The sequence below is a fragment of the Janthinobacterium sp. GW822-FHT07A03 genome (genome assembly GCF_058798815.1).
This window is the reverse complement of the sequence record NZ_JBXAKW010000002.1, coordinates 89291-102962: the sequence shown is the minus strand read 5'-3', so window position 1 is coordinate 102962 and position 13672 is coordinate 89291. Positions and strand designations below refer to the sequence as shown.

Genomic DNA, 13672 nt, shown 5'->3' with positions numbered 1-13672 from the left:
AAGCCGTACACCGGCTGTGGCGTCGGAATTTTGTGGGCAAGATAGGGTTTTTATCGACCGTTAACAGGAGAAGCGCGATGAACGATACTCCCTCGAAGCCCGCAGACCAGGCCCGCAATAGCGGCATGGACAAGACCGATGCCGCGCAGGCGGATGGCGACGCCTATGCCAACCAGGGCGGCGGCAAGCCCGCCAGCGGCAATGTCGCCAGCGGACACTGGGCGAATAATGTGATCACGCCACAGAGCCCGCCCGACGCCGTGGAGCGGGAAAACATGCCTGGCCTGGGACAGCCGGAACACCGCGACCGCGTCAAGGGCGTGGCCCAGCAGCCGCACAGCGAAGCGGGCAAGCTGGCCGATGACAGGCCGGGACGCAACGAGTCGAAAGACGTGCACCGCTCGCTCAACCAGCACGAATAAACAGCTGCGATTTTATGTTGGAAAATCAGCTCAAATCATGTAACTCTTTTTGCAGCGCGGGACCGGTGGCAAACTGCGAAAATACCACCTCGAGCCCACCGCGTTCCGGCGTGCAGCACATGGGTCCGACGCGGTAGCTGCCGGCCGCAGGAAACGGCGCCAGGCGCAGCAGCGGCCAGCGCTGGCCATCGGTCGAATACTGCACCCGGATCACGCCCTTTTCCACCGTCACGCGCAGCCAGAAACCGTCCGGCATGGCGGGCGCGATGCTGACGGCCCAGTCCGATTTGTCCAAGGTCAATACGCTGCTCAATAACAGCTGGCCGTCGGAAAATTCGACGCCGCATTTGATCCAGTTCTGCTCGTCGATGCGCACCATTATGCCGGCTTGGTCGTACAGCGCAGAGTACTGCGCCGCCACGTGCAGCTGCGCCGTAAAATCACCGTCGATTTCAGTGCCGAAAAAGTGGCCGCTGTCGCGGATAAAACCATACGAGGTCTTGCGCCAGAAATCCGTGTTCGCATCCGTCGTCACGCGCAATTGCGCGCCGTCGGCGGACCAGTTTTCCGGTGGATTCAGCCAGCTGCCTTGCGTGAACATCGTGTGCCTTTCCGAGATAAAAAGATCACATAGTGTGCCCCCATCCCAGCGCCTTGTACAGGGCGATCGCATCGATGTAGGACGCCGTTTCCGCCTGCAGCGCTTCGCGCCGGATATCGAACAAGGCGCGCTGGTTTTCCAGCACCGCCTGATAGCTGCCGGCACCGCCCTGGTAGCGCGTGCTGGCGATGCCCAGGGCCGCGTTGCCATGGCGCGCCGATTCCAGCAGCGACGCGAGACGCGTCTGGTTTTCCGCCAGCTGCGTGACGGCGTTTTCCACGTCTTCCTGCGCGACTAACAGCGTCTGTGCATAGCGCGCCAGCGCGCCCTGCGCCTCGGCCCGCGTGCCGCGCAGGCGGGCCTTCACGCTGCCCAGGCGGAAGGCCGGATAGCTGACGGAGGGCGCCACTTCGAAGGCGCGCGCGCCGCCGTCGAACACGCCGCTGCCGCGCAGGGCGAAGAAGCCCAGAAAGCCGCCGAGACTGAGGCGCGGATACAGGTCGGCCGTGGCGGCACCCACGTCTTCGCTGGAGGCGGCCAGCAGGCGCTCGGCGCGCACCACGTCGGGCCGCTGCTTGATCAGCCGGTTCACGTCGCCCAGCGGCAGCTGGCCCGCCAGCGGCGCCTGCTGCCGCGGTGTCGTCGCCAGGGCGATGGTGCCCGCAGTGTCTGTGCCAGGTCGTTGGCCGCTCAAGACATCGAGCCGGTACTGCGCCTGGCGCAGGCCCGCCTGCAACGGCGGCAAGGCCGCCTCGCTGCGCGCCAGGTTGGCCAGCGCGTTGTGGCGTTCTTCCGGCAAGCCGCTGCCGGCACGGATGCGCGCGTCGGTCAATGCCACCGTGTCGCGCCAGCTTTGTATCTGCGCCTGCGTCAGCGCCAGGTTTTGCTGGTAGCCCAGGGCCTCGTAGTAATTGCGCGCCACCTCGGCGGCAATCGTCAGTTGCATTTGCCGCAAGTCCGCCTGCGCCGCGTCGGCGCGCGCCTGCGCCGAGCGGGAAATATGCGCGAGGCGGCCGAACAGGTCGATCTCCCATTGCGCGTCGAAACCCACGCGCGTATTCGTGCTGGCGGCGCGGCTATCGGGCGTGTCCTGCTGCACCGTGCGCTGCCCGCCCGCCTGGCCCGTGACGGCAGGCAGTTCATCGAGGCGGCGCTCGTCGAAGACGGCGCGCGCGGCCAGCAGATTCGCCTGTGCCTGCGCGATATCAAGGTTGTGTTCGAGCGCGCCGGCGATCAGCTGCGACAGCCGTGCATCGTCAAAAAACGTCCACCAGGCGGCGCTGCTGGCCGCCGTTTGAGCTGGCGCAAACTGCGTTTGCTGGGGGCTGGCCAGGGTGATGGCGGGCGTGCCCGGCGTGACGTAGGCGGGACCGACGGCGCAGCCGGCCAGCACGGGGAAAAGGGCGACGAGATAGCGGTAATTTTTCATGGGGTTTCCTTCAGCGCCTGCGACAGATCGCGGGCGCGCGGCGTGGCATGGTCGGCCGTGTGGCGGCGGGCCAGAAAGGTGTACACGGTGGGCAGCACGAACAAGGTGAAGAAGGTGCCGATCAACATGCCCGAGACGATCACCACGCCCAGGCCGAAGCGGCTGTTGGCGCCCGCGCCGGAAGCGAACAGCAGCGGCACCAGGCCCACCACCATGGCGGCCGTCGTCATCAGGATCGGGCGCAAGCGGATCTGCGCCGCCTTGCGGATGGCCGTGATGCGGTCCAGCCGTTCATGCACCTGCAATTCATTGGCAAATTCCACCATCAAAATCCCGTGCTTGCTGATCAAGCCGATCAGGGTCACGAGGCCGATCTGCGTGTAGATATTGACGGTGGCGTAGCCGAGCGCCAGGGGAATGAGCGCGCCGCAAATCGACAGCGGCACGGTGATCAGGATGATCAGCGGGTCCGTCAGGCTTTCATACTGCGCCGCCAGCACCAGGTAGATGACGACGACGGCCGCCAGGAAGGCCAGCAGCAACGCATTGCCTTCCGTGGCGAACTGGCGCGCATCGGACTGCCAGTCGTAGCTGAAGCCCGGCGGCAGAGTCTTGGCCACGCCGTCGAGGAAGGCGACGGCATCGCCCAGGGTCACGCCCGGCGCCGGCACGCCCTGGAAGGTGGCCGCATTCTGCTGGTTGAACTGGGTCAGCATGTTCGGCTCGATCTGCTCCGTCACCGAAACGACGGCGGACAGGGGCAGCAGGCTGCCGTCGTCGGCGCGCACGTACTGCTGCGTCAGGGCTTGCGCCGTGAGTCGCTGTTCGCGCGGGCTTTGCGCGATGACGTCATACGCGCGGCCATCCATGCCGAAGCGGTTCAGGTAATTCTCGCCCACCAGCACGGCCAGCGATTCGCCGATGTCCTGCATGCGGATGCCCAGGCTGTTCGCTTTCGAGCGGTCCACGCGCACCTTCACGACGGGGTTGTTGTAATCGAGGTCGCTGTCGACGACGGCAAACAGGCCGCTGTCGCGCGCGCGCTGCTTGACGTCTTCCATGGTGCGGAACAGCGTGGCGTAATCCTGCGCGCTGCGCAGCACCATCTGCACGGGCAAGCCGCCGCTCGATCCGGGCAGGGGCGCCAGCTGGAAGGCGAAGATGCTGGTGCCTTCCACGTCGCCCACGGCGTGCTGGAGTTCCGCCTGGATGACGGCCGCGTTGCGCGAACGTTCGGCCCACGGCGTGAGGTTGATGCCGCCGATGCTCGATGCGGGGCCTTCGCCGCCGTTGATGATCCAGCGCGAATCCGTTTCGGGGATATGCTTGTAGATGGCATCGAGCTTGTAGGAAAAACGCTCGACGTAATCGAGGTTGGCATGCTGCGGCGCCTTGATCGCCGTCAAGACGCTGGCCTGGTCTTCCGCCGGCGCCAGTTCGCGCTGCGGCAGCAGGTACAAAAACGGCAGGCTCACCATCACCAGCGCGGCGAAACCGGCGCTCAGCCAGCGGTGGTGCAGGGAGCGGTCCAGCAGGCGCGCATAGCGGCTGGTCAAACCCTCGAAGAAATGCTCGGCGGCGCGCGCCATGCGCCCTTCCGATTGTTTCGGCTGCAGCAGCAGGGAGCTCATCACGGGAGACAGGGTCAGCGCCACCACGCCCGACACCACCACGGCGCCGGCCAGGGTCAGCGCGAATTCCTTGAACAGCGCTCCCGTGAGGCCCCCCATCATGCCGATCGGCGCATACACGGCCGCCAGCGTAATCGTCATGGCGATCACGGGGCCGGCCACTTCGCGCGCACCGACCAGGGCGGCGGCCACGGGCGTCTTGCCTTCCTCGATATGCCGGTGCACGTTTTCCACCACGACGATGGCGTCATCGACCACCAGGCCCACGGCCAGCACCATCGCCAGCAGGGTGAGCAGATTGATGCTGAAGCCGAAGGCCAGCATCAGCGCCGCCGCGCCCAGCATCGACAGCGGGATCGTCACGACGGGAATCAGCACGGAGCGCAGGGAACCCATGCACAGGTAGATGACGATGACGACGATCAAGAGTGCTTCGAGCAGGGTGTGCGCCACCTCGTCGATGGACGACTGGATGAAGCGCGCCGTCTCGAACGCCAGTTCCACCTTCACGCCCGGCGGCAGGGTTTTCTGGATCTCGGGCAGCAGCTTCTTGATGCCGTCGACGATCACCAGCGGGTTGCCGCCCGGCGTGGGCGACAGGCCCAGATACACGGCCGGCACGCCGTCCATGATGCCGCTCGTTTCCGTGGCGGCTGCGCCCAGTTCCACCGTGCCCACGTCCTTCAGCCGCACGAGGGCGGCGCCGTCCCTGGCATCGCCGCCCTTGGTGATGACCATGTCGCGGAATTGTTCCACGCTGGTCAGATCCGTGTTGACGCTGATGTTGGAGACGACGAACTGCCCCTTCACCTTGCCCGGTGCCGCCTGGTAGTTATTGCGCCGCACGGCGTCGGCCACGTCGGCCGCCGTCAGGCCCCGCGCCGCCAGTTTGGCCGGGTCGATCCACAGGCGCATGGCCAGCTGCTGGCCGCCATACACGTCGACCTTCGCCACGCCGTCGATGGTGGCGAACATCGGCTGCACCACGCGCGCCAGATAATCGGTCAGCGCGGGCGCCGAGACGCTCTCGCTGGCAAAGCCCACGTAGGCCACGGCCGAGGAATCGCCGGCCGAACGCTCGATGACGGGGTCAAAAGCGCCCTCAGGCAATTTATAGCGCACCTGGTTGACCTTGGCCATGACTTCCGTCAACGCCTGTGTGGAATCGCGGTTCAGTTCCATGCGCACGGTGACCGTGCTGCTGCCCTGCACCGACGACGAAGTCAGGTAATCGATGCCTTCCACCGACGATACGGCTTGCGCAATCGGCTGCGTCACAAAACCCTGCATCAGTTCCGCCGAGGCGCCCGGATACGTGGTTTTCACGGTGATGGTGGACGATTCGAGCATCGGATACTGGCGGATCGGCAGTTGCAGGATGGCGATCACGCCCAGCATCAGAATCAAGGTGCTGATCACCAGCGCCAGCACGGGGCGGCGCACGAATAAATCGGTAAATTTCATCGCGTGCGCTCCTTAGGAACCGGCCTTGGGCGCGGCGCGTTTCGCCTCGTCCAGGGTATTGGCCACGGCTTGCACGGCCATGCCGTCGGCCAGTTTCAGCTGGCCCGAGGCGACCACGCGCTGCCCCTCGCGCAAGCCGTCCAGGATGGCGACACGGCCCCCTGCCCGCTCGCCCAGCTTGACGCCCACGCGTTTGACGGTGAGCGGCTGCTTGCCCTCCTGCTGCGCCACAAACACGGTGTCGCCATACGCGCTGTAGGTCACGGCCGTTTCCGGCACCGTCAGCTGCCGGCCGGCCTCGCGGGCTACCCGCACGTTCGCGTACATGCCTGCTTTTAAAGCGCCACGGGGATTTGTCAGCGCCGCCTGCACCTGCACCATGCGCGAGCGGGCGATCAGCGGATCGATGGCGTTGATCTTCGCCGTGAAGATTTCATCGGGACAGGCGTCCACCAGCACTTGCACGGCCTGGCCTGGCGCCAGCTTTGCGCTGCTCTGTTCATCGAGGGCGAAGTTCACCATCAGCGACTTCGTGTCGATCAGGCTGGCCACCGTGTCGGCCGCATTCAGGTACTGGCCCGCGTGCACCTTGCGGATGCCCAGCTGCCCCGCGAACGGTGCGCGGATGGTCTTTTGCGCGATCAGCGCCTCCGTCTGGCGCACGTCGCCCAGCGCCGCATCGCGCGCGGCCAGGGCGCTATCCAATTGCTCCTGCGTGGCCGCTTTTTCCCTGACCATCTGCGCCGTGCGCGCATGGCTGCTTTCCGCGTTTTTCAGCTGCGCGCGCTGGCGCAGCAGGGCTGCCTGTTCCGGCGCGTCATTCAGCTGTACCAGCACGGCGCCAGCTGCCACCTGCTGGCCAGACTCGAAGCGGATCTGCGTGATCCGGCCGCCCGTTTCTGCGGTCACCTGCACTTGCCGCGCCGCTTCCAGCTCGCCCACGCCGGCAAAAAAGCGTTCCTGCGTGCCCAGCACGACGGGGACCAGCGCCACCTTGGTGGCGGGGGAGGCGGCGGCATCGGCCGCATGCGAGTCTGCGCGCGGGGTCAGCGCGGCGCCCGCGACGGCCAGGGCGATGGCCAGCGCGGAGGCGCCGACGATTTTCGTATTCATGGTGAAGTCCTTTACAGCAGTACAAAGGGAAGAGTACAAAGGGAAGAAGAGGCGCAGCGGAGGCTGATCAGGTCCGCTGCGCGTTGAAGAGTACAAACAGGCCTATGGTCCACAGCAGCAGCACCAGGTGCGTCGTCTGCAAGCCTTCCTGCGCGATCCAGTAGCCGAACCACAGGCCGCCCAGGTGCATCAGCAGCAAAAAGGCGGCCATGGCGCACAAGGCCAGGTTCAGCCAGGGCAAGCCAGCGCCCAGGCCGCCGCCGAACAACAGCGCCACGCCCGTCCAGGCGGCGATGGCGGCGGCAAGTTGCAGCGCCAGCACCACGCCCAGCGCCAGCCGGTGCAGGGTCAGGGAAGTGAGCGCGCGGCGCAGCAACGGCGTCTGGATGGTCGGGTCCTGGCGCAGCGGGTCCATGCGCATGGTGTTGCCGATGGCCCAGACGGAGCCGTGGAAGGCGTGCAGGTTGTTGATGGCGGCCAGGGTGAGCCAGGTGGCCAGGCCGGTGGCGAGGATGGCGTGAAACAGCCAGATGGAGTGAGACAGTTGCATGGGAAAATCCTGTCAAAAGAGTACCTTGCCGGCATGCAGGCGTGGAAACTCCTCGACAGCGGGGAGCTACCGGCCTATTATGCAAGCAATTAGTTGGTTAACTGGCCCCATGATAGTTGAGCGAAATGAATTACACAAGTAAACGTTTGGATAATAGCGAAGCGCCGCAAACGACGGAGCGCATCCTGTATTTCATCAAGACCAAGGGACCCGTCTCCACGGCGACCCTGGCCAAGACCCTGGACATGACGGGCGAGGCGGCGCGCCAGCAAGTGCAAAAACTGGTGGCGGCGGGCCTGATCGAGGGGCGCCAGGAAGCGCAGGCGGGCGCGGGACGGCCGCGCCAGAACTGGGTCTTGACGGAAGCGGGCAATGCGCGCTTTCCCGACACGCATGCGCAGCTGACGATCAAGCTGATCGGTTCCGTGCGCCAGCTGTTCGGCGAGGCGGGGCTGGATAAACTGATCACGCAGCGCGAAGAGGAAAGCCGCAGCGCCTACGCCTTGGCGTGCTCGGCGCCGGACTTGCCCACGCGCTTGCAGCAGCTGGCCGCCGTGCGCGATGAAGAGGGGTATATGGCGCGCGTGGAAGCGGATGGCGACGACTGGCTGCTGATCGAAGACCATTGCCCCATCTGCGCCGCCGCGCGCACCTGCCAGGGTTTTTGCCGCTCCGAACTGCAGCTGTTCCAGGAAGTGGTGGGACCGCACGCCAGCATCGTGCGCGAGCAGCATGTGCTGGCCAATGCGATGCGCTGCGTCTATCGCATTTCTCTGTTGCCCTAAGCGTCAGGAAACAGCGGCCAGGTCAGCAGCGCCACCAGTCCCGCCAGCCACCACACGACGGGCCAGCTGCTGGCCGCCAGCAGGTGCGGGATGGCAATGGGCGTGAGGAACAGCCCCACGTAGACGGCCGTGTTCGCCATGCCCAGGGCCGTGCCCGCATTGGCGCCGCCCGCTTCCGTGGCCAGCTCCGTGTAGGCCACGCCATGCCAGGCGGACACGGCGATGCCGGCGAGCACCACGGCGGCCATCAGCAGCCAGCCAGGCGCCTCCAGCCAGGCGATGCATCCCAGCAACACGAACGAGGCCAGCGCCACCAGGGCCGAGCCGCGCAGCCAGGCGGGCCGGTTCGCGTGGCGGTCCGTGTGGCGTCCGCTCCAGATGCGCATCACCATGGCGCCCATTTGCAGGGCCACCATCACGGCGGTGATTTCCGCCAGGCCCAGGCGGCCATGGTCGTGCAGGAAGACGGTGGCATAGCTGAGCACGGCAAACTGCGGCACGCACAGCAAGCCGATGGCGGCCACCATGCGCCAGACCTTTCGATTGCGCAACGGTGGCAGTGGCTTGACCCCGGACAGGCTTTTGGACGCGTTTTGCGGCCCCTTGGCGGCCTCGGCAGAGAAATCGGGCTCATGCATCCATCGCCACGTAAAAAACGCCGACAGGCCGCATACGAGGGCCAGGGCGCCGAAGACGGGCACGAAGCCGTAGCGCGATGCCAGGCTGGGCAGGATGAGGGCACCGAGGCCGCCGCCGAGCGGCACGGCCGTCTGGCGGATGCTCATGGCAAAACCCCGTTCGCCCGGGCCAAACCAGCGCATCACGGCGCGGCCGCTGGCGCCGTTCACGCTGCCGCCCAGCACGCCGACCAGCGCCAGCCCGGCCGCCAGCGCCCATAAGGGCGGCACGGACCCGTCAGCGGGCGTAATCCACAGCAGCAAGGCCAGCAGCGCCAGCATGGTGCCCAGCAAGCCGGTCAGCAGCACGGGGCGGTCGCCCCAGCGGTCGGTGGCCATGCCCCATGGCAATTCGGTCAGGGCCACGCCCAGGCCCATGGCGCCCAGCGCCACCCCCAGTTCTGTATTGCTCAGGTGATAGCCGCTGCGCAGCCAGATGGCCGTGGTGGGCATGCCGTTGGCGGCGGCGGAAAAGCTGGCATTGGCCGCCACGCCGACGGCGAGCACTTTCCAGCGGTGGGCGTCGCCCAGCACGGGCGCGGTGACGGGGACAGGAACGGGAATGGCTTGGCAACGGGTGTTCATGGCAGGGAGATAAAAGTGGTTGACCCTGACAGTGTCGCGCGCTACGATCATTCTGAATATCAGATAATTTACGCTACACCATCCCAAAAAACCGGACGATTGCTTCCACGCCATGAGCCTGCTTAATTTCGACATCGCCTTTCTGCGCAGCTATGTGGCTGGCATCGAGCTGGGCAGCTTTGCCCGCGCGGCCGACAAGGTGGGCCGTTCCACCTCGGCCGTCAGCGCGCAGCTGAAAAAACTCGAGGAGCAGGCGGGCATGCCCCTGTTCCGCAAGGATGGACGGGGGCTGGCGCTGACGCCGGCCGGCGACGTGCTGCTCGGCTATGCGCGTCGCCTGCTGGAACTCAACGACGAGGCGGCCGTCGCCTTGCGCGGGGCGGAACTGGAAGGCTGGATCCGGCTGGGCCTGCAGGAGGATTTTGGCGAAGCCTTGCTGCCCGACGTGCTGGGGCGTTTTGCCCGCGCGCATCCGAAAGTGCGCATCGAGGCGCACGTGGCGCGCAACACGGCCCTGATGGAAGGGCTGGCCATGGGGCAGCTGGACCTGGCCCTGCTGTGGGGCGGCGCCTGCATCGCCGACGTGGCCGAATATCCGCAGCAGCAGCGCCAGCATATTGCCGAACCGTCCATGCGCTGGATCGCCTCGTCCAGCCTGGCCTGGCGCCCCGAGTCGGGCGAGCCTTTGCCGCTCATTACGTTCGACCGCGAATGCCTGTTCCAGCGCTGCGCCACGCAGGCGCTCGATGGGGCCGGCATCGCCTGGCGCACGGCGTTTACCAGTCCCAGCCTGGCGGGACTGTGGGCGGCGGCGGCGGCCGGGCTGGGCGTGACGGTGCGCACGGGCCTGGGCTTGCCCTCGACCGTGCGCGCGCTCGACCACGTGGAAGCGGGCTTGCCCGCCCTGCCCCCGCTGTCGCTGGAATTGCTGCGCGCTTCAACGGTGTCCAGGCCGCCCGTCGAGCGCCTGGCCAGCCTGATCATCGAGTCGCTGCAACAGGATGCCGCTTAAAACGCCTGCGCCGTCGGGCGCAGCACGATCTCATTGATATCCACGTCGGCCGGCTGCTCGATCGCATACGCGATGGCGCGCGCCACGGCATCGGCGGGAATGGCGATCTGGTAGAACTCCTTGACGGCCTTGGCGCTCTCGGCGTGGCTGCTGCCCTGGCTTAATTCCGTATCCACGGCGCCCGGCGCAATGACGGTGGTGCGGATGGTGCCGCCGCTGGCCGCCAGCTCGTGGCGCAAGCCTTCCGAAATGGCGCTGACGGCAAACTTGGTGCCGCTGTAGACGGTGCCGCCCGGGCTGAAGACCTTTAGCCCCGCCACCGACGAGATATTGATGAAGTGGCCGCTGTTTTGCGCCTGGAAATATGGCAGGACGGCGGCGATGCCGTTCAGCACGCCTTTGATGTTGATATCGATCATGTTGTTCCACTCGTCGACCTTCAAGGCGCTCATCGGCGCGATGGCCATCAGTCCCGCATTGTTGATCAGCACGTCGACCTTGCCGAACACGGCCAGCGCCGTGTCGATCAGATTCTTGACGTCGGCAGGCACCGTGACGTCGGTCTGGGCAATGGCAGCCTGGCCGCCGGCCGCCGTGATTTCCTCGGCGATGGTATTGAGCAAATCCATGCGGCGCGCACCGAGCACGACGCAGGCGCCCAATGCGGCCAGATGGCGCGCGGTGGCTTCGCCCAGGCCGCTGCTGGCACCGGTGATGACGACGACTTTCCCTGCAATAGCTTGACTCATGATGGGTTCCTTGTAAAAGCAGCAGAGTGCTGCGGATGACATCGATCAATGCCGGCACAGCTTAGCGCATTTGCATCGTCTCTTGCTATAAAAAAGATAATTATTAAATGATAATTGTTAGGCGCGAGCAATCAGCACTTGCACGGGCGCCATGGGAAAATCGCTGGCGCCGTACTGCTCCACTTGCCGCCAGCCCGTGTCGCGCAGCAGCTGCGCCAATTCACCGTGCCGTGTCACCGTGCGGCCCAGCATGCGCATCGGCAAGTAATACGGCAGCACGCGTGCCGCGTCGCCCGGTGCCGCCGCGATTTCCGCCTGCACGCAGACGAGCACGCCACCGGGTTTTAACGCCGCCTGCATCTTGCGCAAGGCAGCCGCCATGTCGGGCACGAAATGCAGCACGGACGAGCACCAGATGAGGTCGTAGCCGCGGCCGATGTCGTCGCTGTCCAGGTCGCCGCCCAGGGTCTCCAGGCGGTCGGATAGTTGTGCATGGGCGATGTTCGCGGCCGCCACGGCCACCGTTTCCGGCCAGTCGAAAACGCAGCCGTGCAAGCCCGCATGGGCTTGCGCCAGCGCAATGGCCACCCAGCCGGGTCCGCCACCGACGTCGAGCAGGCGCAGCGGCGTGTTGCCGTCCGCAAACGGCGCGACGCGCTGCATCACGCACAGGGCCGCGCGCATGGTGACGGCGCGCTGCTCCTGGCCGATCTGCTGCTGCGCGGCGGTGGCCCAGTTGACCCCATTGGCCGTGCTGTACGGCGCCGCTTTTCCGCCGTCGCGCACCAGCGTGTTCAGCTGCGTGGCGAAATGGCGCAGCGCGTGCAGCCGGTACAGCCAGGCATCGCCGCAAAAGGCAACCGAGTCGCGGCAGAAATACTGCAAGGTGGCGGCCGTGCAGCGGTAGCGTTGTGCGTTCGCATCCGTCTCCGCATCGGCCCCATCGCGCTCCAGCACCTGCATGCTCCAAAGCAATTCCAGCAGCAGGGCCGTGTGCGGCGCATGCAGCGACAGGACGTCCGCCAGTTGCGCCGCCGTGTGCGGCGTGGCCAGTACTTCGAAAATGCCCAGTTCCAGGGCGGCGGCCAGTCCATCGGCCTGGACGGGCGCGACGGCCAGGTCCCAGTACGGCTGCAAGGCGTGTTGCGTATCGAATGACATGATCTTCCTTTCGGCGAAGTGGGCATCAGCGTCATTTTATGCAACAATGAGAATAATTATCATTTGCATTTGTATGCGCGGCGGCGTTTTTCGTATGCGGGACGGCGCGCGGGAAAACGGGGAGGAGCGATGATGGAACAGGACAGGGCAGCGGCAGGCTGGGTGCGGCGCCAGCTGGACCCGGGCTTGAAAGAGTGCCGCGCCGACCAGCGGCAAGTCGACCAGGGCTTGCTGCTCGTGCATTCCGATTACCGCCCGCGCCTGGCGCTCGTCGAGCCATCGCAGCATGACGATGCAGGCGGCATGGTGATCACCATCGGCCTGGAAGGCGCGTCCGGCTACGTCACGCGCGATGGCGAACAATTGCGTTTCCAGGGCGGTCACACGACCATGACGGTGTTTCGCCACGTCAGCGGCGAGCGCCGTTTCGAGGCGCAGCAACGGGCGGCGCAATTGCGCGTGCTGGTCGATGAAGAGGCGCTGGCGCGCTACTGGCCCGAGGGTTTGGCGTCCCTGCTGCCCCACGGCGGCGCGCGCCAGCTCGCGCATGCGGCCACCACGGCTGCCGCCGCCCTGCACGCCCGTTCGCTGCTGCGCGCGACGGACCCGCTGGCCGTGCATATCGGCGTGCTGAGTATCCTGGCGGAACAGTTGCGGGGACTGCGGCCAGCGCCCGTGCCCGTGCCGCGCTGGTCCGAGGCCGACATTGTCAAATTGGAACGCGTCCACGCGCTGATGCAGGAGCAGATGGCGCAGGCACTCACGCTCGATTACCTGTGCGCGCAAGCGGGCTTGAGTTTGTTCAAACTCAAGCAGGGGTGGCGCTACCGCTACAACGATAGCCCCCAGCGCACCCTGCTGGCGCTGCGCATGCAGCGGGCAAAGTTACTGCTGGAAAATGGTTGCCAGGTGGCGCAGGCGGGCTGGCAAACCGGTTATCGCCACCCGGCCAATTTCAGCGCCGCCTTCAGCCGCTATTTCGGCTACGCACCGAAGACCGTGGGCCGCGCGGGCGCGTAAAAAGCCGGTGTAGAATCGGCGGGCAGTATCCATAACTACGACCCACAAGGAGACATGATGGCCCGCAAAATCTTGTTAATCTGCCCGTCCAGTCGCTCGAGCGTTCCGTGGCGTTTTTCACGGCGCTGGGCTTCAGCTTCAATGCCCATTTCACGGATGAAACGGCGACGTGCATGATCGTCACCGACGATATCTTCGTGATGCTGTTGACGCACGACAAATTCAAGCAATTCACGCCCAAGCAGCTGTGCGATACCAAGGTGGCGACGGAAGTGCTCGTGTGTCTGTCGGCGGAGAGCCGTGGCGAAGTCGATGCGCTGGTGGCGAAAGCCGTCCAGGCGGGCGGCAGCATCTACAAGGAGCCGATCGATTTCGGCTTCATGTATGGCCACAGCTTCCAGGACCTGGATGGGCATCAATGGGAATTGATGTACATGGAAGCGAATTCAATACCGCAATAGTTGCGGTATTGA

General features: G+C 65.7%; 13 protein-coding genes. 5 read left to right on the top strand and 8 right to left on the bottom strand.

Annotation, left to right across the window (positions count from 1 at the left end; genetic code table 11):
- The first annotated feature begins 77 nt into the window (after positions 1 to 77).
- The gene (locus AC1RJW_RS06475; RefSeq protein ID WP_493044289.1) at positions 78 to 422 is read left to right on the top strand and encodes a hypothetical protein; all 345 of its coding nucleotides are present in this window, start codon (positions 78 to 80) and stop codon (positions 420 to 422) included.
- A 25-nt stretch (positions 423 to 447) separates the two neighbouring features.
- On the opposite strand, the gene AC1RJW_RS06470 is transcribed toward AC1RJW_RS06475, so the two are convergent.
- The 5 genes from AC1RJW_RS06470 to AC1RJW_RS06450 all read right to left on the bottom strand — a co-directional run bounded on the left by AC1RJW_RS06470 (position 448) and on the right by AC1RJW_RS06450 (position 7210).
- Positions 448 to 1023, bottom strand: coding sequence for a DUF1349 domain-containing protein (locus AC1RJW_RS06470; protein ID WP_493044288.1), 576 nt, complete (start codon positions 1021 to 1023; stop codon positions 448 to 450).
- Between the two features lie 25 nt (positions 1024 to 1048).
- Positions 1049 to 2452, bottom strand: coding sequence for an efflux transporter outer membrane subunit (locus AC1RJW_RS06465; RefSeq protein ID WP_493044287.1), 1404 nt, complete (start codon positions 2450 to 2452; stop codon positions 1049 to 1051).
- Positions 2449 to 5547, bottom strand: coding sequence for a MexW/MexI family multidrug efflux RND transporter permease subunit (locus AC1RJW_RS06460; RefSeq protein WP_493044286.1), 3099 nt, complete (start codon positions 5545 to 5547; stop codon positions 2449 to 2451). Before AC1RJW_RS06460 ends, AC1RJW_RS06465 begins: the two co-directional genes overlap by 4 nt.
- 12 nt (positions 5548 to 5559) lie before the next feature.
- Positions 5560 to 6660, bottom strand: coding sequence for an efflux RND transporter periplasmic adaptor subunit (locus tag AC1RJW_RS06455; protein WP_493044285.1), 1101 nt, complete (start codon positions 6658 to 6660; stop codon positions 5560 to 5562).
- A 67-nt stretch (positions 6661 to 6727) separates the two neighbouring features.
- Positions 6728 to 7210, bottom strand: a complete 483-nt coding sequence (locus tag AC1RJW_RS06450) for a DUF2165 family protein (RefSeq protein WP_493044284.1) — start codon at positions 7208 to 7210, stop codon at positions 6728 to 6730.
- 125 nt (positions 7211 to 7335) lie between these two features.
- Between AC1RJW_RS06450 and AC1RJW_RS06445 the strand changes: the two genes are divergently transcribed.
- On the top strand, positions 7336 to 7995 hold the full coding sequence (locus AC1RJW_RS06445) for a helix-turn-helix transcriptional regulator (RefSeq protein ID WP_493044283.1): 660 nt from the start codon (positions 7336 to 7338) through the stop codon (positions 7993 to 7995).
- Here the strand turns inward: AC1RJW_RS06445 and AC1RJW_RS06440 are convergent.
- Positions 7992 to 9257: an MFS transporter gene (locus tag AC1RJW_RS06440; protein ID WP_493044282.1), complete on the bottom strand. Its 1266-nt coding sequence runs from the start codon at positions 9255 to 9257 to the stop codon at positions 7992 to 7994. The genes AC1RJW_RS06445 and AC1RJW_RS06440 overlap by 4 nt on opposite strands.
- Positions 9258 to 9369: 112 nt before the next feature.
- Here AC1RJW_RS06440 and AC1RJW_RS06435 point away from each other — a divergent pair, with 112 nt between their 5' ends.
- Complete coding sequence (locus AC1RJW_RS06435; protein ID WP_493044281.1) at positions 9370 to 10269, top strand: LysR substrate-binding domain-containing protein; 900 nt, start codon at positions 9370 to 9372, stop codon at positions 10267 to 10269.
- Here the strand turns inward: AC1RJW_RS06435 and AC1RJW_RS06430 are convergent.
- Complete coding sequence (locus tag AC1RJW_RS06430) at positions 10266 to 11018, bottom strand: SDR family oxidoreductase (protein WP_493044280.1); 753 nt, start codon at positions 11016 to 11018, stop codon at positions 10266 to 10268. The two genes, AC1RJW_RS06435 and AC1RJW_RS06430, sit on opposite strands and share 4 nt — an antisense overlap.
- A gap of 117 nt (positions 11019 to 11135) precedes the next feature.
- Positions 11136 to 12179: a methyltransferase domain-containing protein gene (locus tag AC1RJW_RS06425; RefSeq protein WP_493044279.1), complete on the bottom strand. Its 1044-nt coding sequence runs from the start codon at positions 12177 to 12179 to the stop codon at positions 11136 to 11138.
- Positions 12180 to 12308: 129 nt separating this feature from the next.
- Between AC1RJW_RS06425 and AC1RJW_RS06420 the strand changes: the two genes are divergently transcribed.
- Both AC1RJW_RS06420 and AC1RJW_RS06415 read left to right on the top strand, forming a co-directional pair.
- Positions 12309 to 13199: a helix-turn-helix transcriptional regulator gene (locus AC1RJW_RS06420; RefSeq protein ID WP_493044278.1), complete on the top strand. Its 891-nt coding sequence runs from the start codon at positions 12309 to 12311 to the stop codon at positions 13197 to 13199.
- Positions 13200 to 13279: 80 nt separating this feature from the next.
- Entirely contained in the window at positions 13280 to 13660 is a 381-nt protein-coding gene (locus tag AC1RJW_RS06415) for a VOC family protein (RefSeq protein WP_493044709.1), read from the top strand.
- Positions 13661 to 13672 lie beyond the last annotated feature (12 nt).

What these genes read in the sequence shown, in the direction of transcription:
- AC1RJW_RS06445 (WP_493044283.1), top strand. Translation starts at nt 7,336, where the DNA reads ATGAATTACACAAGTAAACGTTTGGATAATAGCGAAGCGCCGCAAACG.
- AC1RJW_RS06420 (WP_493044278.1), top strand. Translation starts at nt 12,309, where the DNA reads ATGATGGAACAGGACAGGGCAGCGGCAGGCTGGGTGCGGCGCCAGCTG.
- AC1RJW_RS06425 (WP_493044279.1), bottom strand. Translation starts at nt 12,179, where the DNA reads ATGTCATTCGATACGCAACACGCCTTGCAGCCGTACTGGGACCTGGCC.
- AC1RJW_RS06470 (WP_493044288.1), bottom strand. Translation starts at nt 1,023, where the DNA reads ATGTTCACGCAAGGCAGCTGGCTGAATCCACCGGAAAACTGGTCCGCC.
- AC1RJW_RS06450 (WP_493044284.1), bottom strand. Translation starts at nt 7,210, where the DNA reads ATGCAACTGTCTCACTCCATCTGGCTGTTTCACGCCATCCTCGCCACC.
- AC1RJW_RS06440 (WP_493044282.1), bottom strand. Translation starts at nt 9,257, where the DNA reads ATGAACACCCGTTGCCAAGCCATTCCCGTTCCTGTCCCCGTCACCGCG.
- AC1RJW_RS06455 (WP_493044285.1), bottom strand. Translation starts at nt 6,660, where the DNA reads ATGAATACGAAAATCGTCGGCGCCTCCGCGCTGGCCATCGCCCTGGCC.
- AC1RJW_RS06475 (WP_493044289.1), top strand. Translation starts at nt 78, where the DNA reads ATGAACGATACTCCCTCGAAGCCCGCAGACCAGGCCCGCAATAGCGGC.
- AC1RJW_RS06430 (WP_493044280.1), bottom strand. Translation starts at nt 11,018, where the DNA reads ATGAGTCAAGCTATTGCAGGGAAAGTCGTCGTCATCACCGGTGCCAGC.
- AC1RJW_RS06435 (WP_493044281.1), top strand. Translation starts at nt 9,370, where the DNA reads ATGAGCCTGCTTAATTTCGACATCGCCTTTCTGCGCAGCTATGTGGCT.
- AC1RJW_RS06460 (WP_493044286.1), bottom strand. Translation starts at nt 5,547, where the DNA reads ATGAAATTTACCGATTTATTCGTGCGCCGCCCCGTGCTGGCGCTGGTG.
- AC1RJW_RS06465 (WP_493044287.1), bottom strand. Translation starts at nt 2,452, where the DNA reads ATGAAAAATTACCGCTATCTCGTCGCCCTTTTCCCCGTGCTGGCCGGC.